General features: G+C 35.0%; 22 protein-coding genes and 1 pseudogene. 3 read left to right on the plus strand and 20 right to left on the minus strand.

Annotation, left to right across the window (positions count from 1 at the left end):
* Window positions 1-186: 186 nt before the first annotated feature.
* The 9 genes from ACTJJ9_RS11535 to azlC form a co-directional block, all read right to left on the minus strand.
* Window positions 187-486, minus strand: coding sequence for a DUF3784 domain-containing protein (locus ACTJJ9_RS11535; RefSeq protein ID WP_145580547.1), 300 nt, complete (start codon window positions 484-486; stop codon window positions 187-189).
* 139 nt (window positions 487-625) lie between these two features.
* Window positions 626-1,234: an FMN-binding negative transcriptional regulator gene (locus ACTJJ9_RS11540; protein WP_145580548.1), complete on the minus strand. Its 609-nt coding sequence runs from the start codon at window positions 1,232-1,234 to the stop codon at window positions 626-628.
* 21 nt (window positions 1,235-1,255) lie between these two features.
* A complete protein-coding gene (locus ACTJJ9_RS11545) occupies window positions 1,256-1,774 on the minus strand; it encodes a GNAT family N-acetyltransferase (RefSeq protein ID WP_145580578.1) in 519 nt (172 codons plus the stop codon).
* Between the two features lie 672 nt (window positions 1,775-2,446).
* Window positions 2,447-2,809 carry a hypothetical protein gene (locus ACTJJ9_RS11550; protein WP_095301218.1) on the minus strand — a complete coding sequence of 121 codons (363 nt, stop codon included), beginning with the start codon at window positions 2,807-2,809 and terminating at the stop codon, window positions 2,447-2,449.
* A gap of 274 nt (window positions 2,810-3,083) precedes the next feature.
* Window positions 3,084-3,956, minus strand: coding sequence for an alpha/beta fold hydrolase (locus ACTJJ9_RS11555; protein ID WP_145580549.1), 873 nt, complete (start codon window positions 3,954-3,956; stop codon window positions 3,084-3,086).
* 608 nt (window positions 3,957-4,564) lie between these two features.
* The gene (locus tag ACTJJ9_RS11560) at window positions 4,565-5,029 is read right to left on the minus strand and encodes a hypothetical protein (protein ID WP_255451770.1); all 465 of its coding nucleotides are present in this window, start codon (window positions 5,027-5,029) and stop codon (window positions 4,565-4,567) included.
* A gap of 2 nt (window positions 5,030-5,031) precedes the next feature.
* Window positions 5,032-5,238 carry a helix-turn-helix transcriptional regulator gene (locus tag ACTJJ9_RS11565; protein ID WP_095301196.1) on the minus strand — a complete coding sequence of 69 codons (207 nt, stop codon included), beginning with the start codon at window positions 5,236-5,238 and terminating at the stop codon, window positions 5,032-5,034.
* A 488-nt stretch (window positions 5,239-5,726) separates the two neighbouring features.
* Entirely contained in the window at window positions 5,727-6,059 is a 333-nt protein-coding gene (locus tag ACTJJ9_RS11570; protein WP_145580551.1) for a branched-chain amino acid transporter permease, read from the minus strand.
* Window positions 6,056-6,769 (minus strand): azaleucine resistance protein AzlC, encoded by a 714-nt coding sequence (gene azlC, locus ACTJJ9_RS11575; RefSeq protein ID WP_095301198.1) that lies wholly within the window; start codon window positions 6,767-6,769, stop codon window positions 6,056-6,058. Before azlC ends, ACTJJ9_RS11570 begins: the two co-directional genes overlap by 4 nt.
* Before the next feature lie 234 nt (window positions 6,770-7,003).
* Between azlC and ACTJJ9_RS11580 the strand changes: the two genes are divergently transcribed.
* A complete protein-coding gene (locus ACTJJ9_RS11580; RefSeq protein ID WP_145580552.1) occupies window positions 7,004-8,395 on the plus strand; it encodes an aminotransferase-like domain-containing protein in 1,392 nt (463 codons plus the stop codon).
* Window positions 8,396-8,480: 85 nt separating this feature from the next.
* Here ACTJJ9_RS11580 and ACTJJ9_RS11585 read toward each other — a convergent pair whose 3' ends face one another.
* From ACTJJ9_RS11585 to ACTJJ9_RS11635, 11 genes and pseudogenes are all read right to left on the minus strand, one after another.
* On the minus strand, window positions 8,481-9,341 hold the full coding sequence (locus ACTJJ9_RS11585; RefSeq protein ID WP_145580553.1) for a radical SAM protein: 861 nt from the start codon (window positions 9,339-9,341) through the stop codon (window positions 8,481-8,483).
* 238 nt (window positions 9,342-9,579) lie between these two features.
* Window positions 9,580-9,780, minus strand: a complete 201-nt coding sequence (locus tag ACTJJ9_RS11590; RefSeq protein ID WP_186324097.1) for a hypothetical protein — start codon at window positions 9,778-9,780, stop codon at window positions 9,580-9,582.
* Window positions 9,781-10,078: 298 nt separating this feature from the next.
* Window positions 10,079-10,831, minus strand: a complete 753-nt coding sequence (locus ACTJJ9_RS11595) for a GNAT family N-acetyltransferase (protein WP_186324098.1) — start codon at window positions 10,829-10,831, stop codon at window positions 10,079-10,081.
* A 396-nt stretch (window positions 10,832-11,227) separates the two neighbouring features.
* Window positions 11,228-15,334: a carbohydrate-binding protein gene (locus ACTJJ9_RS11600; RefSeq protein WP_145580555.1), complete on the minus strand. Its 4,107-nt coding sequence runs from the start codon at window positions 15,332-15,334 to the stop codon at window positions 11,228-11,230.
* A gap of 70 nt (window positions 15,335-15,404) precedes the next feature.
* Window positions 15,405-15,821 carry a hypothetical protein gene (locus tag ACTJJ9_RS11605; RefSeq protein WP_145580556.1) on the minus strand — a complete coding sequence of 139 codons (417 nt, stop codon included), beginning with the start codon at window positions 15,819-15,821 and terminating at the stop codon, window positions 15,405-15,407.
* Window positions 15,822-15,864: 43 nt separating this feature from the next.
* Window positions 15,865-16,710: a carbohydrate ABC transporter permease gene (locus ACTJJ9_RS11610; protein ID WP_307190837.1), complete on the minus strand. Its 846-nt coding sequence runs from the start codon at window positions 16,708-16,710 to the stop codon at window positions 15,865-15,867.
* Window positions 16,711-16,712: 2 nt separating this feature from the next.
* Entirely contained in the window at window positions 16,713-17,639 is a 927-nt protein-coding gene (locus tag ACTJJ9_RS11615; protein ID WP_145580557.1) for a carbohydrate ABC transporter permease, read from the minus strand.
* Window positions 17,640-17,751: 112 nt separating this feature from the next.
* Window positions 17,752-19,008 (minus strand): extracellular solute-binding protein, encoded by a 1,257-nt coding sequence (locus ACTJJ9_RS11620; RefSeq protein WP_145580558.1) that lies wholly within the window; start codon window positions 19,006-19,008, stop codon window positions 17,752-17,754.
* A 221-nt stretch (window positions 19,009-19,229) separates the two neighbouring features.
* A complete protein-coding gene (locus ACTJJ9_RS11625) occupies window positions 19,230-20,987 on the minus strand; it encodes a glycoside hydrolase family 2 protein (protein WP_440768667.1) in 1,758 nt (585 codons plus the stop codon).
* Window positions 20,988-21,382: 395 nt separating this feature from the next.
* Window positions 21,383-22,240: a substrate-binding domain-containing protein gene (locus ACTJJ9_RS11630; RefSeq protein WP_255451771.1), complete on the minus strand. Its 858-nt coding sequence runs from the start codon at window positions 22,238-22,240 to the stop codon at window positions 21,383-21,385.
* A gap of 36 nt (window positions 22,241-22,276) precedes the next feature.
* A pseudogene (locus ACTJJ9_RS11635) lies at window positions 22,277-22,471 on the minus strand (GntR family transcriptional regulator); the annotation flags it as partial.
* Window positions 22,472-22,702: 231 nt separating this feature from the next.
* Between ACTJJ9_RS11635 and ACTJJ9_RS11640 the strand changes: the two are divergent.
* Entirely contained in the window at window positions 22,703-23,395 is a 693-nt protein-coding gene (locus ACTJJ9_RS11640) for a response regulator transcription factor (protein ID WP_145580561.1), read from the plus strand.
* On the plus strand, window positions 23,395-24,399 hold the full coding sequence (locus ACTJJ9_RS11645) for a sensor histidine kinase (protein WP_145580562.1): 1,005 nt from the start codon (window positions 23,395-23,397) through the stop codon (window positions 24,397-24,399). The genes ACTJJ9_RS11640 and ACTJJ9_RS11645 overlap by 1 nt, the downstream gene beginning before the upstream one ends.
* The last annotated feature ends 124 nt before the right edge of the window (window positions 24,400-24,523 follow it).

Genomic DNA, 24,523 nt, shown 5'->3' on the forward strand with positions numbered 1-24,523 from the left:
TTGTGAAAAATGAAGGGTTTGGTGCATATTTCTTTAAATACAATAAATTTGATAAACAATGAGCATCGGTAACTCACTTTTATTAATGATAAACAGTCCTTTAATTGTTTGTAGATGGATAATACTACGATGGGGGTTATCCCCCCTTTTCAACAAATTGATAATTAGATAATATGAATCTTTGCACTAAAATCGTATTCGCCAATAATTAGCGATACCAATCATAATAAAGACATATACACCGATCATAATTTTGAAAACCTGTATAACAGCTTCATCGAAAAGTAGGATAATGAAAGGAATTGTGATGACTATCAATCCTAGTATGATTGTAGTTAATCCCATTCTCTTGGCATACTTGTCTTTATCTCCATAAAAAGTATTATCGTCATAGCCTATAATTAATGATAACATCTTTTTAACTCTTATTAGATAACCAAAATAAATGATAATGATTCCTATACCTATAGTTATTAAAGTGCCCATAAAACCACACCACCATTGTTTATTTCTGTAATTTTTTATACGATTGGAAGTGGAAAAAGGTTTCAATTTAGTTAATAAGAAAATGCGAAGCTTCGATTATTAAAGTATCGCCATCTTTAGTTTAGTGGTTTTATTTACGTTATTGTAGGTTTTTCTTCATAAGAGATGCTACCTGTATATTATCATGCTGTGAAGTGTTCTCTAGATGCTTTATAACTCTTTCTTGTCGTTCTACAGAATGGTTTTGACTTAGTTTAGCTTTTGCTTCTATTTTTGTCATATTTATTTTGAACGCTACAATCCCTCTACTCAATCCTTCAATAAACCTAGGTTCAACATCGTTTAAATTGTATGGACTATCAGGGCTTTCATATTTAATTACTAAGTCATTTAAAGAATCTAATATCATCTTTTTATCTTCAATTACTTCAAGCTTTCCATATATATGGACAGATACATAATTCCAAGTAGGTACTGCTTTCATTGTTTCGTACCATGAAGGTGAAATATAACAGTGTGGCCCTTGGAAAACAGCAAGAACTTGTTGGTTCTCTGCATCCTTCCATTGTTCGTTCGGACGTGCAAAATGACCGTATAAAGCATTTTCAGACTTATTTAACATTAGTGGTAGATGTGTAGCATATGGTTCTCCTTTATGCTGGGAAAATAGAGTTGCAAAGCTATAGTTTTCGATAAAATCAAATATTACTTCTTCATCATCAATTTTAAAATGTTTAGGTATATACATAATTGTCCACCTTTCAAAATGTTAAATAAGTGTTTTGATCATTATAAAATCAATTTGTTCTTCATCTCCCATATGAAAGGAGTGGGCTCCTGTTTGAATAAACCCCATTTTCTTATAAAAAACAATAGCATTTTCATTCTTTTCCCATACACCTAACCAGATTTTCCTTTTATTCTCCTCCAATGCTATTTTGATCGCTTTATTTAACAAATATTTGCCAAGCCCGTGTTTTTGAAATTTGTTCCTAATATAAATCCTTTCGATTTCAAGTGATTCATCTCCCATTTCTTCAGACTGGGCATCATTCGTATTGACCTTTAAATAGCCAGCAACTTCATGATCGAAATAAACAAAAAAGAAATGTGAAGACAGATTGGATAATTCTTTTTCTAATTGGTTTAAGTGAAATGCTCTTTGCAAATAGGCATTCATATTTTCCGGTGTATTCTGATGCTTAAATGTCTCATTAAATGTTTCATAACTAATTTCCTGTAGCTTGTGTAAATCCTTAAGCGTGCACTTTTTTATCTTTATTGTCATTTCAAAATGTCGCTCCTTTATATCATCAATCATTTCTCTTATTTTCCTTTTTCAAATTCCTATAAAAAATAGTAAAATCCTTGCTTATCATTCCAATTTCAAGGACAACTTCCATTTTTGTTAACTACTTAGCAGTATGAACTTTGTTGTAAATGCAACAAAAATAACATAGGTTTAATTTAACGGATTTTTGTTGTATTTGCAACAAAAATAACATTTCGATACTAAAGCATTGAATCATAAAATACATATAAACGATAAAAATGTATAATATTAAAATTAGGAGGGAGTTAGATTAAAGTACATTTCAATTGGTATCGCCGCTTTAATTTATTCATCTATATTAGATTATTTAAGTGAAAATTACGGACTTAATTACTTTTTAAAACGAATCCTTTTAGCAGTTTTAATTGGTATTACCTATATAATTTTCGAAAAAATATTCAAAAATAATAAAGAAAAACATGCAAAGATTGACCTTTAAAAACAACGTCAGTCTTTTGCATGTTCTAAAATATGTTGTGATTTGTCTGACTAGATCAATACTAATCAGTTCCAGAACCACTCATAAAACAATATCTAATCAGGATTGTAGATTAACTAGTTATTCTTATAAGATCTTGATGGTAGCTAAATGAAAAAGCGTTAACCCAAAGGTTAGCCCTTTTTATATCAATCTTTCTCTTCGTCTACTTCTTCCAAATATACCTCATGCTCACCTAAATAAATAGGCCCGTTTGCATGGTCAATTCTAATAGGCCATTCATATGGAACTGCTAGGCGTTTCGCAACAGCTCTCCAAAAATTACTAGATTCGGTTTCAAAGTCTTGGAAATCTTTTAGTAGTTCTTTATAAGAAGTACCGTCAAATTGTACATTCATTTCTTGTAATCGCATGAAAGCCATATGTCTAATTTCAAGCTCTGCAGCCTTTTCCATTTCTTCCTCGGTTGCCTCACCAATAATCGTTCCTGGTGGAGGTAAGATTGCGTAGATATTATCTACTTCAACTTCTGTTCCCTGTGTTGGAACCATTTTTTCTCGAATACGATTAAACATATATTCAACTCCTACTAGTTGTAATCCATTATATATTATCCTATTTTATCCATATACGAAAGAAGAAAAATAGATATCGATTTCCCCATCCTATCGCCAAACTCAACTCTATGTTAAGAAAATATATATTAATTTCGTTATATTGTGATTATGCAAAATGGAGAATTTAGAGATATTAAATCTATTTTAAGTAAATTTAAGCATCGATCCCAAAACAAACTCTTAAGCTTCCAAAATAAATTTTTAGGTATCAGACCTTTAAGTTACTTTGTGATTTCAGAAACGAAATCAGTTTTTCATCAGCCTTTTCAGATGATTGTCCAATCCAAATTAAATGTCCCCATGAATCAAGTAGATAGAGCTCTGCATTGGTTATTTTTTCAACAGCATTATGAGGATGATCAAGGGAAATAAAACCGTCATTTTTACTATGAAGAACAAGGGTTGGACTAATAATTGATTTTAAATCTTGGTCTGTTATTTCCTTGGATTGTTTGATGTCAATAAGAAAGCCATGACCAGATCGCTGACGAGAATTCATCTTTTTAAATTCTTCAGCATCAGTCTCTTCAAATTTTAATTTTAAATCCTTTTTAGTAAGGGAACTAAACTGAGCTGCCATCATTTTAAACATAGCATTCGGAAATAGATGGCTTAAAAAACGAAGCATCTTCCAAGTAAAACCTTCAATAAATGGTCGAAAGATAATATGTGCTGCTTTATACTCTAAATCTTTTTTCGTCAACCATTCCCTTGATACAGCACTTTCTAAGGTGAGACTCCTCACTCTCTCTGGAAATAAAGCTGCGAAGCGCAACCCCGTTGGCCCTCCAGCTGAAATTGCAATAACATGGACTTTTTCAATTTGAAGATGCTCCAATAGTTTCCCATAATACTCACATGCTTTCGTTAAACTTTCTCCTATTTCCTTCGATGTTCTTCCATATCCTGCTCTTGAAGGGGTAATAATTGAGTAACCGTTCTCTACTAATGGTTTATAGCCAAATTCTTCATGACAGTTTGAGTGTCCACCATGAAATACAAAAATAGGTTCACCTTTCCCAATAATTGAATATTCGATTGTAACTCCTCCTGTGGAATATTTTCGAATAATTCTTTCCATACACGCATCCCCCGTTACCTACACCATTGTTTAACCATACTTTCCATTCATTTTAAACTCCACATTGATTAGTAGCTGAATTGTCTATATCTCTTTGAACTTGTAATAAAGATTTACTAATGAAAAATATGCTACTGCAGAACAACACATAAATGATATGAATTCCTTCATCTTTTTCTCTTCCATTATTAATTCTTTATGATAAATAAATTCCATATTTTCATTCATAGAAATAGGATTAGTAAATATTGATTAACATTAAAGCAAAAAAAGTGAAACTCCCATATATATTTAACACCGTTCTTATGGTGATTCTTTTTTTAGCTATTTCAATATTTTTCGACGTTTGTGGATTTATTTCCATCATAATCCCCTTTTAGTCAATGTATAATAACTATACGAATAAACATGGAAAAAGTTACTTAATACTAGCGGTTATTATTTCAACAACTTATTTAGTCTAGAAATAACTTTAAAACATAATAAAAAAAGCTGTCGCAATAGACAGCTTCCTCTTTAACTTAAGCCTTTTGCTCCAACTTTACTATATACACTGTTCCATCATTTCCACGCTTTTCATTTTGAATTATCAAGAATCATTAACCCGTTTAATAATGTTTTTTCCATGAGAGAAAGTATGCGAGAGATTGGATAAGTGGTAGCAGCAAAATAAGAATAATTGGATAATACGGAAGCTTTTCTGAAATAAACGGGTAGATAAGAAACAGTGCAGTTATAATCGGAAATGTGTACCACATTGTTACGAATGAAGCTCTGCACGCTTTGGCAGTAATCTCACGCTCTCTCTCATCACTTTCTTCAAAATTAGGTGGCAAGAAAAATGCCTTTGCTAATGATTTATGTTTCTTTTTACTTTTCATAATCAAAATTACTGTAATAATTCCACCTATTACTAGGGCAGCAGCAACAGGGGTAGCATTTAATGTTACCGTCCAAGGTGGATCTGGATTTTTAATAACTTCGGCAAAATCCATTTGTACATGATAAAAGGCTATCATCGCCCACCCAAACAAAACCAATATTCCGACAGATAGAAGAAATTTTTGAACCATCTTTATTTTTCCCCCTCCATAAAAAATATTTCTTCAATTGGCAACTGAAACGTACGCGAAATTTTCATGGCTAGTAACAAGGATGGAATATAGCTTCCCTTTTCCAAGGCAACAATCGTTTGTCTTGTCACATCAACTGCCAGAGCTAGATCATTTTGCGTATAACCATGCTTCGCCCTCAATTCTTTTACACGATTTGTTAGTTCCACTGCTCTCACCTTCCAACTATTCTCAGCTAAAATTTGTATACTCTGCTTTACATTTTGTAAAGTTTACTATACATTACAGATAAAAAAATTTAGTACCTCCTTCCTTATCCTTCAATTATGATAAACACATTGTATACTTAATTTTACATTTTGTAAAGTCAACTTTACACTCCTAATGAGAAAAAGAATGAAAATGCTACATGATGACTCTTAAAAGTCTCCCTACTGAATACTCCTTCAATCTAAAAAGAAATAGCCCATTTACGAGTGTGCCTAAGGGAAAGCAAAAACGAAGGATAATTTGAAAAGAAAATTAGATACTCCAGGAAAATTGAATAATGCTGTGGTGCCTAGAGGATTTAAATATTCCAATAATAATTGATATATAGATAAACGTCCTCCGTGCCTAGACTTTATATATTCAAACCATTCTTAAAGGACATCCCTAATTTATAAGGATATCCTTTCACCTAACGAATGCTATAGAATTAAAAAACCAGTTGCACCAAAACCATATAAAATAATGTACCCCCGGCAATTGAAAGAAGCATATTTTTCTTCCAAATATGTAGCAAGGCAACTGCTGCCACTGCAAGAAATTCTGGGATACCATGACTTCCTGATAGTACATTTACATCCTTAAAACAATAAATCACTAAGAGGGCAATGACCGCGGATGGTAGCACTTTTCCGAGATATTGGATATACTTCGGGGTAGGCTTACCTGCTGGGAAAATGATAAAGGGAAGAAACCTTGTAAGCATTGTACCGAAAACGACCATTGCAATCGTTATTATTTGCTGTGTTATCGTCATTGTCATGCAGCTCTTACCTCCTCTTTCTCTAATGGCTTTCTAAGAAGAGTAAGTACCCCAAGAATGGCAATCATAGCTGGGATAATGAAATAGTCTCCACCAAAAGCGATTAAGCATAAAGCTGAAAGCCCCAAACCTGCAAGGGCACTATGGTGCTTTTTCTCTTTCATCCATTGTTCGATGAAAATGACAATGAAGAGAGCTGTCATAACAAATTCGAGTCCCTCGGTGTTGAACTTGACATGTGAACCTAAAATGCCCCCGATCGTTGCCCCTATAACCCAATACGAATGATTGAATAAAGTGACAAAAAACATAAACCAGCCCTTGTCTACACTCTTCGGAATATCAACGGTACAATTGATTGAAAAAGACTCATCACAAAGCCCAAAAATGAGATACAGCTTCTTCTTTCCGACTTCCCTAAACTTATCTAGCATCGAAATGCCATAAAACAAATGTCTTGCATTTACCATTAACGTTAAGAAAAGAGCGTTAATCGGATTGAAGGCGACAAGCAATAAATTAGCTGCGACAAACTCCATAGATCCCGCAAATATGAGCAAACTCATTAGAATCGGATAAATTGCGCTAAACCCCAATGAATTCATAAAAATGCCATAAGCAATTCCTAGGAAGACAAATCCCGTTAATATCGGTACTGTATATGGAAAAGCGGAACGACAAGCCATCCATATTTGATTTCTATTTTTCATATAATTCACATCCTGCAGTTTTCTTTATATAATTTTTAACATACAAAATCCATACAATAAATAAATTAATTGTATGGATTACAATTCTCCTTATATTCGAAAATGCTCCAACTTGATAAAATAGGAGCTACTAAATGCTAAATATCAGCCAATCAAAATCATACAATGTGATTTTATAAATACATACAATAAATGATATGATGAGAGTACCTAGTAAATAATTAGAGGTGGAGTATGCCAGTTAATTCATTTGAACATTATCCAATGTCTTGGAAGCCTGATAAAGCCACTTTGAAGCGTCCCTTTTATCAATCTCTTGCATTATATCTTGAACGTGATATCGTTAATGGCTTTTTAGCCCCTGGGACAAAGCTGCCCCCGCAACGAGAGTTAGCAGATTTTCTCGACTTGAATTTCACGACGATTACTCGTGCCTACAAAGTGTGTGAAGTAAAGGGGTTAATCTATGCAGTTACCGGTAGCGGAACGTTTGTTGCACCTAATGCTGCTCGCTCGATTACGATTTCCGCCGAAAAGCAAGCAAACCTCATTGAACTAGGCTTTGTCGAATCCTTTGAGGAAACGAACACGCTTATTAAAGATAGTATTCAGAGAGTAAGCGAAAAAAAATATGTCGAGCAACTGCTTACTTACAACGACCCGACTGGTATTCCCCATCAAAAAACAGCTGCACTCAACTGGATGGAACCGTTCGGGATTCACGCTGACCAAGAGCATGTAGCAATTGTTTCTGGTGCTCAGAATGCATTGGCGGTTACATTGGCTTCCCTTTTTGAACCTGGTAATCGCATCGCAACAGACCTATACACCTATTCAAATTTTATTGAATTGGCAAAAATATTACACATCCAATTGATCCCTATCGTAGGAGATGAATATGGGATGCTGCCAGATGATCTAGAAAAACAATGTAGTCAATTGAATATTCATGGGATTTTTCTCATGCCTTCATGCAGCAATCCTACTACTGTGATGATTCCAGATTTTCGCAAGCGGGAATTAGCTGACGTGATTCGCAAATATCGGTTAATTTTAATTGAGGATGACATTTATGCCTTTTTAACTGCAGGTGTTATTGAGGATTATAGGCAACCGATGTATCAATTGCTTCCTGAACAGAGCGTTTATATTTGTGGCACTTCCAAATCAATATGCTCTGGATTAAGAGTTGCGTATATGGTATTTGGCGATGCATTACGCGAGAAAATACTGAAGGGTATTTTTAATATCAATGTAAAAACATCCTCCTTTGATGCAGAAGTGATCACAGAGCTAATCCTTTCCGGGAAGGCTCATCAAATCGTTTCACAAAAGAAACAGCTTGCAAAAACAACCAATGAGTTGTATTTTGATTATTTCCCGATTAAAAAGAATCATGAACATCCTCTTAGCTTCTTTCGCTGGCTCCCAATCGAAAAAGAAATTGATGCACAAGCACTAGAAGCAGACTTACAAAGACACGGTGTACGTGTATTTCATTCCGTACGTTTTTTAAGTGGGCAGTCTAGACCTGAAAAGTATTTGCGTATTGCATTAGCTTCAACAAATTCTTTACAAGAGTTAGAAATAGGATTAACAAAGCTTAAAAAGTATCTTGATAATTGATCGCTTTAAAACTCTTGAAAGCGCCAATCTATTCATTAAAAGGAATATTAGATTATGTTCCTTTTAATGAATACACTTCTTCTTCCTAAGTATTAGCATCATTCTTTGCCATATAGCTTGGAAATGCCTCATTCTTTGAAACTCTTATCATTTCACTAGGTACGTATTTTTTAAAATACTTTTCCACCGCTACATGGATATCTTTTCGATACCATTTGGATAGTCCATGATCCTCAAATAATTTTGGCATTCCTAATCGTTCTGAACGCTTCCCCATCGAACCATCCCCAATGCTTAATGTATCAATCCAAATATGGTCTACAATCCCTTCTAATGCCTTTGGAAAGTTAGGGGTAAATGGTAAAACAGGAGAAATCGAGGCTTGAGTTGATATTCCTGCATCATGGAGTTCTTTCAAAACGTTTAACCGCAGTTTGATTCCTGGTGCATAAGGTGCAAAGATCCTCTTTATATCTTCTCTATCCGTCTCAATCGTCATCGATACAAGAAGTGTACATTTTTCTTTCAATTGTGTTAATAAATCTATATCCCTTTTGATTAGCGGTCCACGTGTTTGAATTTGGAGAAAATCAGGAGGATGTTCAATCATTTCCTCTAATAGCCCTCGTGTAATAAGTGCTTTCCGCTCAATTGGTTGGTATGGATCAGTTGCAGAAGACATAAAAATATTAACCGGATTTGATTTCTTACGAAGTCTCTTCATTTCATTTCGATAAATGTCGGCTGCATTTGTTTTAATATCAACCCATTCACCCCAAGGAAGGTCTTTAAATTTTTGGATTGGCATTTCCCTTACATAACAATACAAACAAGAAAAGCCACAACCACTGTATGGATTTAGTGAATGTGTAAATCCTACATCTAAATATCCCTTTGCCTCGGTTAGAATTTTTTTGGCCATATTCTTTTTTATTTCAAGTCCCATCTTTTCACCTTCTCTCTTCAAACACTATTTTCATTATCATAGCAATCGTTACTCGAGAAATCAAAAAGCTAATATAAGTTTCACTTGAGGTTTCTCCTTTGACATTCATTAGCCTCGTTTTCCAATTTAACTTGCCCGCCTATGCTCTCTTGAACAGGATTTTGCTTCTCGTATTAGTTATTGATTTTTGGTTGAATCTCTATATCAATAATTGATAGCTAGCTCTTGTTCATCCTCACTAATAGGGAGAAAAGCTTTTAGTTGTTGTTGTTGTTGTTTTTCTTTGTTGTTTTTCTTTTTTATTTTTCTTTTTATTTTTCTTTTTGCCCACGTATCGTAGATCGTTGCAAGGACGTATCGTCAACTTCTTCACGGTCACAAAAGGATTCAAAATAGTCGGTGGCATTCCTGATTTTTTATAGATAGATCCTGAATTCATACAATCAATCCAAGACAGGCTTCCCACCTTTATTCTAGTAGTACTCTTTTCCAAAGTTTTTAAGACAAAATAAAAATACCCCGTAAATAGCGTTTTGCGAGTACCATTTACGGGGCTGTTCTTCATATTAAACAATCGGAAGCCAGCAATCTTTAAAGCTAACAGACATGATTTTTAGAAAAGCATTAACTCACACTTTTTCGAAAATAATGAAAGGAAGCTTCTACCTGAAAACCGCAGCTTTTATATAGTTTAAATGCCCTCTCATTGAGACTGTCTACTTCAATCATTATATTTTCTATCCCTTTCTTTTTAATTCGTTTATGATCAACATTATTAACTCTCTCCCAAAACCTTTTCCTTGGTATTTTTGTGATACACCAATTCCAAATATGGAGGCTTCATTATTTTCAAAACTAACAGAACCGATACCAATCCGTTTTCCCTCTAACTTTGCGACATATTGGACTCGATTATTCGCTTCAAATGTTTTCGTTATTATGCTTTTAGCAACCTCATAGTCATCATTAAATATTTCCTGACTTAGGTGAATGATTCCATCCAGATCATTTTGTTCTGCCCTTTGTAAACTGATATTCGGAACATTTTCTATCTTCATTTCACTTGAAGGATTATTGTATCTTAAAGAATACTCTGTGAAGTCTAGCTCTGCATTTAACTTTTTTATTGTTTCTAATCCATCATCAGATTCTGGTTCACAGATAAACATTAAATGTGGTATATGATATTTTTTAACTTCTTCTATAGCTTCTTCAAGCAATCTGTTAAAATACCCTTTTCTTCGATATTCAGGCAATGTATATGCCGATATTTCTGCTTCCTCGTTCATCGGAATAAACATCGTTAGTAAGCTCACTAACCTATTATCCTTGTAAAGTAAGAATATGCTATTTATGTCTTGATGAAAATTCATCGATGTATCAAGAAATAGATTTCCATTTACCCCATCATGGTTCTTACATATTCCTTCAACTTCCCTTATTTCTTTGATGACTTTTTCGTTAAATTTTGTAAGTTTTCGAATCTCCAATGTGAATTCCCCCATCTTCGTTACTTTATTGCCTTTTACAGTGCCCGCTTTCAAAGTTGTCGTAAATAATGGAACAGCAATAGTTGATTACTTAAAGTTTTTAATTCCTTTCCTAGGATTACCTAAAATATACAATGGAACTGCTATTGAATAAATACAAAAAACCAAATAATTGCAACTATTGATATTATCGCTGCAAAGTAATTTGGTATATTTCCACATTCTTAATTCCTTCCTTTATTCGGATATTTCGGGATGGTCCTACAACAAAAAATTGATGAACATCAATTCTCTATTAAAAATAAAACCCAGCTACCCTTCTATGAAGAAGTTTAGCTAGGTTTCTTTCTGTGCCTTACAATTTAACGTTATTATTATCTTTTGTAAATACTCTCTCTACTTACTATTCTCTATTTTTCTAATTAGCCTTAGTGAGTCAGCTTCAAGAACTTGTTTTAAACTTTCAGGTACTTCACTTTCTTTTCCGTTTTCTAAAAGTCTTCGAAAGTCATGAAGGTGCTTCACCGCTTGGTTCACCTTCCCTTTCTCTGCATGCTGCTTTGATTGTTCAAGCTTATTTGTTAATTGCTTATATGCACTTTGACTAATTTCACTAGCTTCTTTCAATCTATCAAGGTCGCTTTTAATCGATGAATGATTTGTTTCGAGAGGTTTCAAAACAAAATTATCAAAGATCGTGTGATTTTTATTTGATCTTAGTCCTACTTTTCCATAGGTAAATGCTGTGCTGCTATTATCTGTATAGTCTATTTTAGGCGTATCCATATCTCCAACAAATATCTTGATATTCGTTCCTTTCGCAACTACCTTCACATGGTGCCATGTATTTAATGGTTCACTTATTTTTGCTCCTGATAAGTAGGCGAAATTGTAATTAAATTTTCCTAAATGAACGCCGTCCTTGTTAATATATGCAATATACCCTTGCAAAAAGTCAGGATTGTTTTGATTAAGCTCAATACCATTAGCTGGATTATTCACTCTAAAAATGATCCCACCGTCACCTATTCCTTTACCAATATTTATATCCGCTTCAACCGAATAATCCTTCCACTTGCTATCTCCAATTACCGATTTCGCAAAAGTCCCTTGTGCTGTATGATATTCCCCTTCAGTAGCTGGTTGTTCATTCTCTCCAGCATTTGTTAAAGCAATACTTCTAAAGTCAAATTCTCCCTTTACCATCTCAACCTTAATCGTATGCTTTCCAGCGGGTAGAGAGATATTTTCTTTTATGACACTTTCCCAGTTATCCCAGCCACCTGTTCTTGGAACATCAATAATCCCAGTGAGATCAACGGTATCATCAAGCCAAAGTCTAATTTGACTTCCCTCAAATTCAGTAGCAACCTTAATATCCAATTGATAATGATCGGCTTTTTCAATGTCGACATTATATTTTAACCATTCTCCAGCCTGATTCCAGCCTACATTATAGCCACCCTCTGGATTGATTCGAATATCTACCGAATCTCTTCTATATTGACCACCAATGTTTGCGGAAGAATTATCATGATAGGCAACACCTTCTCCACCGGTGATATATTCAGCAGCCATGATTTCTCCTGGAAGCTTCTTATGGAAATCAAATCGATGCAGTGTTAACCTTGATAAATCAAACTCTCCTTGTACCGTTACAAGCTTTAACGTATGTTTCCCGGCCGGTAATGAAATATTCTGCAATGAAATGTTTTGCCATTTATTCCAACCATCTGTATTTGGTATATCAATTTCACCTGTTAAATCAATCTTATCATCTAACAGGAGCTTAACTTTACCTCCATCTTTGATCGCTGACGCAACAATGTCTAAACCATAAGTGCCTTCTGCTTCAATGTCTACGTCATATGCTAGCCATTCTCCGGTTTCATTTGAGGTAATAGCGTACCCGCCTTCAGGATTTTCCCGAATATCTACTGAATCTTCACGGTATTTTCCACCGATATTTTCTTCAGTGTTATCATGATATCCTACTCCTTCACCGCCAAGATTATAGTCTTCTGCTTCAATGATTCCTGGCACTGGCTTATGAATATCAAACGATGTAAAATCTAGGCTAGTAAAATCAAATTCTCCTTCTACTATTTCCACTTTAATCGTGTGCTCTCCCTCAGGTAAGGTAATTCCTTTTTTCAATACAGGCCGCCAATTATTCCAATCACCAGTGTTTGGAACATCTAACACACCTGTCAAATCGATGTCATCGTCTAGCAATAAACGAACCTTTGCTGTATTAAATGTTGTAGCCGTATTTATTTGAACATTATAGAGACCTGTTTCTTTGACAGATACATTGTATTTAAACCATTCTCCTGTTTGATTCCAGCCAACTGCAGTACCACCTTTTGGATTGTCACGTATATCTACAGAGTCCCCTCTTAATACCCCACCAATATTTTCAGCTGTTGTATCATGGTATGCAACCCCTTCTCCTCCAGTTATATAATAGGCAGCTCCTATCGTGCCTGGAATTGGCTTGTAAGCATCAAAGGCACTTTGTTTATTTGTATTTACCGTCCAAAATCCTTCTATTTCTTCCCAGCCATCACTTGTTCCATTATTAAAGTCATAAACGATGTTCTCAACATCCTTATATTCTTGGAAATTCATCGTAGCTAAATCAAATGTTCCCTTCTCACTAACTACTTTTATTGTGTGCTGCCCTTCTGGTAAGTCGATCCCCTCTATCGAAAGTGTTTTCCACTCGTCTGTTTGTGGGATATTTATTTCACCTGTTAAATCCAAGCTGTCATCTAAGATCAGCTTTACTTGTGCATTCTTACTAGAGGAGGATACTCGTAAATCGATATTATAGGTGCCAGCTTTCGCAACATTCACATTATAGTTTAGCCATTCTTTATTACCATTAAGGCTTACAATGTATCCCCCATCGGTAGTTGCTTTCATATCAACGTCATCTTGTCTGTATACCCCATGGTTATTTCCCTTTGTCGTATCGTGATAACCCTTTCCCTCACCGCCTGTATTGTAATGAACAGCTTCAATTTCCCCTGGGATCGGCTTGGATGCATCAAACACGTTACTCCCATTTACTTTATTGCTAAAAGCTGTATAGCCAAAAGCTGCATGAACATCAGATGTTGTGTATCCAACCTTTCCACCATTTAGCCCAGCAATTTCATGTGTTTGTTTATGCATTCCATCTACAAAGATTTTAACTGTTGAAGATGATTTTTCTACCCGAATTTGGTGAAGCTTTGAATAGTCATAGCCATCAGGTAAAGCTGTTGTTTTTCGAGCTTGCTCAACTCCATTTACTTTAAAAGCTGTTTCTAATTGATTTTTGTTAGGATTCAATACCGCTATGCCATAGTTATCTTCATCCTTATAGGAAAAAATCGCTCCAAAGCGTGAATCATTGCTTGCCCCTTGTTCGATTGATTTCATATTAAATTCAGCTGTATAGTTTGATGCAGTCGAACGTTTCGTGATGATTTTATAGTGATTTGCTTGATCGATTTTTGTTTGCTGAAGCCATCCATCCATAGCTGATGAGACGCTCCAGCTTCCACTAATATTGTCCCAATTCTTTTCAAATGAAGACGCGGAGAACCTTTCACTGAAGTCAGGCAAATCAGGGTTTGGTTGTTTTGCAGTCGTTGGACCAAGAACAAGCATTTTATCTCCGTTCCAAGCAATCCGATCAAGATTCAAATATCTCCCTGGGTTTGCATGACTATGATATACTATATATTCAGAGTCAAGATCAGGTCCACGTACTACAGAATTATGACCTAGTCCAACATTTGCGCCTTCCGTATTTAGGAGAATTGGATTTTGTTCAATGCTAGGAGAAAAATGTGAAATCGGGTTATCACTACTTGCATAATCAACACGATAGGCCTTATTCCAAACGTGATTTCCTGTATACGTCATATAATATTTATCATTTCTTTTCAAAATAGTTGGTCCTTCTGTCCAACCATTCATTTCCGCCCCAGTGTTTGATGCTTCACCGAATGTAAAGGGATCTGCCATTGGCCGAGCATCAATCCTTTGGTCTCCAGTACTGTAAAAATACCATTTTCCATCATCATCAATAAACACATGTCCATCTATGCCCATACCTAAGTTATCTGTTTCCCTAACAAAAGGACCTAGTGGACTTAAGCTTTTATAAACATAATGTCCATTTCCACCAGGTGATGTGTACATATAGAAGCTACCATTCCAATACACAACCTCTGGTGCATAAGCAGCCTTCGTACTAGGGTCCTCTGTTACCAAGCCATAATATTCCCAATTAACCAAGTCTTCTGACTGCCATGCCTTTATCCCACTTTTATCATCTACTGTACTAACGTATAGATAATACATGCCGTTATGCTTTAAAATGTATGGATCCCCTTCCCCATAAAATACACCTGTATCCCATTTCCACGAGTTAGGCAATTTAAATGGGTTGCTATAAGCTGAAGAAGAGATAGGAATAGCGGCAATAAAACTAACCATCAATGCCATTGATATGAGCTTTTTCAGGAAAATCTCCTCCTAATTATTATTTCGGATGTAAGCGTTGACATTTCGAAGATTAATTTTGTACATGATAGGCTTGCATCCTTTTTACAGATTTATTTTTCGCTAACGCGAGAATGCCTGCAGATAAAAACATAAATGAACCTATAATATCCATCACAATATAGGACGATAACCCTAAGAGGATAAACCAAATAGGTTTCCTTCTTTCGGCTTTATCATCCTTCAGCGACTTTCCTAACACGAGGTTTAAAATACCTAATATAACAAACAACATCCCAAAGGAAACAGAAAACATATACAAGCTACCAAAAACAGACTGAGCCGCTTCAAGCTTAGCTAGCGTATTATACGAAGAATGCATACCCTCATTTTTTATAAAAGAAGCATAAACAAAGATTGTTAGGAGACCTGAGACAATTTGCCATATAGAACCGATCAAAACGAGTCTTCTCTCTAGCTTTCTATTCATCTTTTAACCTCCTTATCTTACGAGTAAACATCGACCATTTTTCTTAACCTTTAACACCTGATGACAAAGATAGTGATTCCATAAAGTATTTTTGTGTAAATAGATAAAGAATAAAGGTTGGAACAATCGCAATCAATGCTCCTGTCAAGGCGTGGGCAACATCAAGTGCATACATCCCTTGAAGCAATTGTAATCCTGGTGTAATTGGCATGTTTTCAATATCATTAAACACAATCGATGGCCATAGGAAGTCATTCCAAGAGCCTGTAAAGGTAAACAACGCGACAACTGTTAATACTGGTCTAATAAGCGGCAAGATTAACTTAGTAAAAATTTGAAAATCTGAGGCACCATCAACTCTAGCAGATTCATCAAAATCTTTTGGAATTCCTTGCATAAATTGTCTTACGAGAAAAATATTAAATACTCCAGCAGCGCCAGGAACAATCGCAGCCATATAGTGATTAACCCATCCTAATGTATCAATAATTTTATAAAGCGGGATAAGGTTTACAACTGCTGGGAACATCATCGTTGCCATTAAAAAGACAAAGATCGAATCTCTCCCTTTAAATTTCATTCTTGAATAACCATAACCTGCTAAAGAAACAATCACTAAAACTAATAGTGTTTGTGATACCGATATAATGAGTGAGTTCATAAACCACTTCGCAACAGGTACACTTGTGTTTTCAAACAAAACATCCTGATAGTTACCAATAACCCAATGAATTGGTAGAATTGTAAAAGCATTTGATTGAATATCTGCTTCACTTTTAAATGTAGTTAGGAATGTGTACAATAATGGACTTAGCCAAATAAACGCCATGAATAGCAAAAAGAGTAATGAAATGATTTTAGAAACTGGTTTTTTCTTCAAGGAAAACACCCCTAATCACGTTGTCTTAAAAAGAAAAATTGGATTGCCGAAACTACCATAATACATAAACCAAGAACGACTGCCATTGCTGAGCCAATTCCAGCTATCGAAATACCAGAACCAAATGCATTCTCTTGTATATACATTAGCAATACGGTTGTTGAGCTCGTTGGTCCCCCTTTTGTTAACATAAGCGGCTGCCCATAAACATTAAATTGGGCAATTGTCGTAATAACAACGGTATATAAGATTTGCGCTCTTATACTAGGAAGGGTAATTTTAAAGAATTTTTGAATATTATTCGCACCATCTATAGCAGCGGCTTCATACAAGTCTTTGGAAATACCGTTAAGGGCTGCCTGATAAATGATCATATTTGCCCCAATTGTCCACCATACTGTTACAATCACTAATACAATCCAGGCATATGGCTGTGTAGAAAGCCAATTCGTATCAACATTTAAATAATGGTTAATAGGACCAAAAGAAACACTAAAGAGCATAGCAAAAATAATCATGACAGCAGATACAGAAAATAATGATGGCATATAAAATAACGCTTGGAAAAATTTCATACCTTTTGGTTTCGTATTAAGTGCAGCAGCTAAGAGCAATGGGATGATAATACAAAATGGAACTGTAAAAAGCACAAATTTGAATGTATTCCCTAATCCGACTCGGAGTTGTTCATAAAATGTGGAATCTTGATTTAATAAAATTTCTGTATAATTTGCCAGTCCAACAAATTCAGGATCACTCACCAAATCCCAATTGGTAAACGAAATATAAATACCATATAAGGTTGGCAATAGAAAAAAAACTGCAAATAAAATGAGATGGGGTCCAATGTATAGATATGGCGATAGATTCAACCTTTTTTTGTTTGAATTTCTCACGATTACTGAGGACATATTTACTTTCTCTTCAGTATTTATCATAGTTTTTAACTCCTATTCTAATAGTTATCGAATAGAGAGAGGATGACCCAGGAGGAATGCCTCGCGGGCCATTCTCAAATAATGCTCCGTTAATCTAGCTTCAAGAAAGCGATTATTTATTAGATTTTATTTTATCCTCTACAGCCTTTTGAGCCTTTTCCAGTCCTTCAGTGATGTCAAGCTTACCAAATGCTGCATCGCCTACTAATTTATCCACCTCTTCTACTACAAAGCCATTGTACTTATAATCAAAGATTTTTAATGTTTTTTGTAATTCAGGATCCTGTACTAAGAATGATTGTGGTAATTCTTTATACTCTGGATTGTCCAACGTCTCTAATGCCGCTGGGTTTTGTCCTGCTTTTGCCCAAGGAAGTGAATTTTGTCTAACATAATCTAAGAAATCCATTATTCCTTTTGCTTTCTCTTCAGAGCGATTCTCATCCTTAAACATGACGAATTGATGTGATGATGTCCAGTTGACAATTTTATCAGGTGAAACTTGCGCGAAGTTTGTTAAGCCCCAATTTAGTTTTTTCGCTTCATTTAAGCTATTTTGCATCCATATTCCTTCTGGATAGAAAATGGCTTTACCGGATTTGAATAGCTGTCCAGGGTCTTCCCCATCTTTGTTCGTAATTTTGTCATCAACTAAACCCTTTAATAATTCTAGTGTCTGCTTCGCTTCAGGAGTATTAAGAGTTGGGGTTTCACCATCGTTCGTGATGTCTCCGCCTAATTGATTGTAAATGGATAAGAAGATTGGTCGAGTCCAAGTGAATCCAAAACCAGTAATACCGTCTTTTCTAGACTTTACCCCCGCTTCTCTTATTTCATCAAATGTAACGACATTATCATCAAGAGCTGTTGGAGCATACTTTTCTAGCAGCTCTTTATTGTAATACATGACAAAGCTGTGTACATCTAACGGAATACTATATCTACTTCCATTCAGATCTCCAATATTCCATCCTGCAGGTACATAGTTTTCTGCTTTCAATTCTGGGTAGTCCGCCAAATAGTCATCGTAAGGTGTTAACATATCACTGTCCACAAATTGTTTAATTCTCTCAGCATGAACAATTGTTAAATCAGGGATCCCTTTGCCTGAATTTACTACTGTCGGGATTTTCGTATACATATCCCCCTCAGTAATCGAAACATTCTTAATCTTGTATTCTGGATTTGTCTTATTATAGTCATTAACGATTTGTTTCATATTTTCTCCATCCGGCCCAGTAAACGGATTCCAGTAAACAATCTCTTTTTTCGCTGAATCAGACCCTGAGCTACTAGATGAACTACATCCTGATAAAGCCATCACAAATATTAAAAGGATAGTGAACATTAAAACAGCTGTTTTTTTCATACTCTTCCCCCTATTTGTCGTTTTCCTTAATCTATTACCGCAGCATTATGTAAGTTATCTCCCCCTCAACTTAGCTTTTTTGTAAGAACGATGAAATTTTATATGAACCTATTGACTGAAATTAGTAATTCCAGTCAATAGAGACTAAACACGTATACAATTACTATTGAATGTGTTATTTCACAATCATTTCATGCCGCTACTCGTCTATTTTAGGGAATTTATTTTCTATTAATTTCTCTTATTTTCTTTACGTCTACTTTTGGTTCCCTCTCTTCATTTAGAAGACCATTAACCTCTTGCTGTACATCTGTAATTTGTGTATAACAGTATCCACTTATATAAGAAGTATCCTTAATTAATTGTGTAATAGATTCATAACGATATAGGAAGTCTTTTTCACTCTCTACCTGATCACCATAGCCCCAGCCCTTTTCTGAATTGAAGGCTATTCCACCATACTCACTTATGATGATAGGCTGCCCTTTATATTCATAGCCCTGTGCCATTGCATGCTTAAATTTATTGAATGCGATTTCATTATTAACAATTTTTTGTTTATCTTTATAGCGATTTACAAATTCATCGCCATATTCAACATAATCATGCAAAGTAAGAATGTCTGAAACCGTATGCTCCCAGCCATCATTTACGATAACAGGCCTCATACTATCGATCGCTTTTGTAAGATGATAGATTCCCTCTGTAAATTTTTGCTGCTTACGATCTGTATATATATTTTTCACACCCCAAGATTCATTGAAAGGTGTCCATGTAATAATACTTGGATGATTATAATGCTGCTTGACAACCTCTAACCATTCCTCTGTGAAGCTTTGAACCGCCTCATCTGAAAATTCATACGTTGCAGCCATTTCAGACCAAACAAGAAGGCCTTTTTTATCTGCCCAATATAAGAAGCGTTGATCCTCAACCTTCATATGTTTTCTTACTCCGTTAAAGCCCATTTCTAATACCTTATCAATATCCTCTAGTATCGCCTCTTCACTAGGTGGTGTTAAATGAGAATCCTTCCAATATCCTTGGTCTAAAATAAGCCTTTGATAGAGCGGAATATTATTAAGTAATACATTTCCGTTCTCAATTGAAATCTTCCTCATCCCAAAATAAGACCTTACTTGATCGATTACTTCATCATCCTTCATTAATGTAAATTCAACATCATATAAGTTAGGTGCTCCTGGACTCCAATGGAAAACTCTCCAGTGGTGAAATTCACTTGTAATATTTGTAGTAAAGGTTTGAGTTGTGCGGATAACGGATTGATCAACTGTTTTAATTTGCTGCCCCTTAAAAGAAATCGAAGTTCTTAAGACTAGAGCTGGATCGGGATTTCCTGAAAGTTCATACGTAAACTCCACGGATTCTGTATCGATATTTGGTGTTATTTTAACTGACTGAAGATGTACTTCATTTAAAAACTCAAGCCATACCGTTTGCCATATCCCCGTTGTTTGCACATACCAGCATTCATAGCTATTATCCATCCATCTTTGCTTACCACGCGGTTGAAAGCAGCTTTGACTATCTTCGTTTTTCACAACAATATTCAATTCATTCGACTCTACTAAGTAGTCCGTTATATTAAAAGAGAATGCGATTTGTCCTCCCTTCCTTTCTCCGACAAACATACCGTTCACCCAAAGCTTAGTGATATAATCGGCAGCTTGGAAATGGAGCAAAATCTTTTTATTTTTATACTGAGGTGGGATTTCTATCTTTTTTTGATACCAAACATTTGGACAAAATTTCTCCTCTCCTATCCCACTAGCCTTTGTTTCATATGTAAATGGAACGATAATTTTTTTATCAAAGTCGGCTCCCTCGTACCATTTTTCTTTTTCCCCTTTGTTTTCTTGATCAAATTTAAAATTCCATTCACCATTTAAGTTCATCCAATCTGTTCGTTCAAACTGTGGTCGCGGATATTCCTTTCTTGGAATGCTATTGTTTGTCATAATATATATCTCCTTTATTTAGAAAGTTTTCAATTCTTTAAGACACCTTTATAGAAGCGCTTACAAAATGTATTTTATAGCAGAAGAAATTTTATTCATATACTAAACTTAGTATAAAATATACTTTTTATATTTTATTTAAAATTCATCTATTTTTTTACATTAATTTTTATCGAAAATTCTTCTTGAAATTTATGATTATTACTTGGATTTTATTTACATGCTCTCGATATTAATATACTAAATTTAGTATAAATCTATCTGTTCACTCATTGTTATCGAATAGCATATCTTTGCAGCTTAAAAATACAAAACCCAATCATCCACATTGTTTGTTTTTATGTGAATGATTGGGTTTTTAAACTTTTAATATTCTAGTTTTAGTGAAACACTAATTATGTGAGTTCCGTCAATAACAACGTTTCATTTTCACTCATCTTTAGCTCAACAGGGACATATATTCGTTTCGGATCATACTTTCCATCGATTTGTTCTAACAATAATTCAACTGTCTTTTTACTGCATTGAGCAATATCCTGCTGGATATACGTTACATCAGATAAGCCTGGAGAATCGAAAGTAAGTAATTCAATGTCTCGAGAGAATCTCTTCTTAATAGAATCTATAGCTATATGTGTATACCTTGCTAATTCAGCATTCATCGTAAACACAGCCGTAATCTCAGGATTCGCTAGTAAAAATTCTAAAATACGCTTCGGTGTTCTGCTTGCTGAAATTTCATTTATGCTTAAAATGAACCATAGATTTTTATTAATCGTTATTCCCCTTTGGAAAAACGCTTTTTCAAATCCTTTCGCTCTTTCATCCGTAACCGTGTTCGTAATGACAGGAGAGATTAGACCAATATTTGTGTGACCTTTATCTAAAAGATATGATACGGCTTCAAATGTTCCAGCCTCATTTTCTGAAGTAACACTATAAGTTGAAATATTCACCATAAACCTATCAATTAAAACCATAGGGAATTTATCAAGTGTTAGTCTTAATACAGCTTCATTGTATGTTTCTTTTTCTGTAGGAAAAATAATCATACCTTTAACATCTAATTTTCTAAACATCTTAATAGCATCTGCTTCTTCAAATTGAGACTCTCTCGTAATCTTTATAATCAAATGATAGCCATTTTTTGATACATACTTTTCAATGTAATTAACAAACTCCTGTTCAATCTTCGTTTTCATGCTTGGAAGAATAAAGCCAATTAGTCCCTTTGAATGATCCGATTTACTCATTGAGCTCGTTAGGCTGCTCTCACAAACAAATGTGCCTTTACCTTTTATTCTTTCGACAATCCCCTCTTCAGCAAGTCCTGAAAGAGCATTTTTTGTTGTGATTTGACTAACATGATATTGCTCTGTTAATTCCTTCTCAGATGGTACACGATCACCTACACGTAATTTCCCAGACTGTATTTGCTCCTTAATTTTATTTTTGATTTGTTGATAAAGAGGTTCATATTTAATTTTCGCTCACCCTTTAATGAATATATACTAAATTTTATATATTAAGAATACTAAGACTTAATATAATATTCAATCATTTTATTGCCAAACGACAATACGGAGACACTCATTTACTACCTCCATTCCCTTAATTCTGTCATCTTAATAATTTTTCGTTTAACATGTTTTGACACTTACACGCGGATAAAATAGGATTAATCTAGAAACTAATCAAATGGTAGGGTGTGCAAAGTGAAAATATTATTGGTTGAAGATGATAAAACGATTGCCTCAGGCTTGGACTATTCATTACAGGCGGATGGGTATGAGACAGTCATTTGTTATAATGCTGAGTCTGCGAAATCCGTTATAAAAGAAAGGTTAGCAGAAATTGATTTATGCTTATTTGATCTATCATTGCCAGATGGCAGTGGATATGAATTGTGTGAGATCGTTAAAAATCGCAGCGATAAGCCCGTTATCTTTCTCACAGCATTAGATGATGAAGTAAATGTTGTAATGGGACTTGATATGGGGGCTGATGATTATATTACAAAGCCATTTCGGATTCGTGAGCTTATCTCTCGGATAAAGTCTGTTTTTAGAAGATATGATAAACAGCAGCAAACGAAGCCGAAAACAGTGATTGAAATTGAAAATGTCCGAATTAATACGTTGGAAGGGAAAGTGTATAAAAACGGAGAGGAAATGCTGCTAACTGCCTTAGAATATCGACTGTTTTTAATTTTTGCCAATCATATTGGACAAGTATTGACGAGAAATCAGCTTTTGGAGCGAATATGGGACGTCGCTGGAGAATTTGTTAATGACAATACCCTCACCGTTTACATCAAACGGCTCCGTGAAAAGCTTGAGGATAACCCTCGTAACCCAAAGATAATCAAAACGGTTCGTGGCTTAGGATACAAAGTTGGTGATTCATGATGATTCGTAATCGCGAAATCCAATTATTTTTATTGCTCCAACTTCTCATTAGCGTTGCAGCAACGGTTATAACGGCAATCTTTTTCCCTATCCAAGCAGCTCTTATTCTATTTATAACAGCTGCAGCTTTAATGCTCGTATCGTTTTATTTTACGAAATGGCGCTATCGGGAAATTGAGAAGCTTTCGAGCTATTTACGAAAAATAACAAATGGCGATTATAGCCTTGATATCCGTGATAATGCTGAAGGTGAACTAAGCATCTTAAAAAATGATATTTTTAAGGTAACCCTCATGCTTTCTGAGCAAAGCTCTTATTTGCAACAGGACAAGGTTCGGTTAACAGACGCCATCTCAGACATTTCCCATCAGCTAAAAACCCCATTAACATCAATGGTTGTCATGGCTGACTTATTAAGCAATCCTAATCTTGATCCAGCAAAACGGAAGGAATTTACCCACAATATCCAAGTACAATTGGAAAGAATTGAATGGCTTGTCTCCTCTTTATTAAAGATCGCCAAAATCGATGCAGACATCGTTCAATTTAAAAAGGAGAAGGTTCCTGCTAACATTTTGGTGCAGCATGCTTTGCAGTCTGTTCTTATTCCGATGGATATTAAACAGCTGTCGTTAGAGATAAGCGGTGATGAAACGGTCACATTTCAGGTTGATTTGAATTGGACTGTAGAAGCACTAATTAATATTTTAAAAAACTGTATTGAGCATACAGATGAAGGCGGAGCAATCTCAATCTCGTTTACAGAAAATGCTCTCTATACTGAATTAACGATTGAGGATACAGGGAAAGGAATTGCAAAGGAAGATCTCCCTTATATTTTCAAACGATTTTACAAAGGAAAGAATGCTGGAGAGGAAAGCGTCGGAATCGGACTCGCCTTATCTTATAGCATCATTAAAAATCAACAAGGTAATATCGAGGTAAAAAGTGAGATCGGAAAAGGAACAACCTTCCGAATTAAGTTTTACAAACAGGTCATTTGATCACTTTTGCACTTACACTCCAATCACAGAAAAGCTAAATAAAAGCAAAGGTGACTAAATTGTCACTTAAGAGTCACTCAATCGTCATTTTAGGCAGATATACTATAGTCACAAACAATATGGA

The organism is Metabacillus sp. 22489, from assembly GCF_052044855.1.
Taxonomy (GTDB): domain Bacteria; phylum Bacillota; class Bacilli; order Bacillales; family Bacillaceae; genus Metabacillus; species Metabacillus niabensis.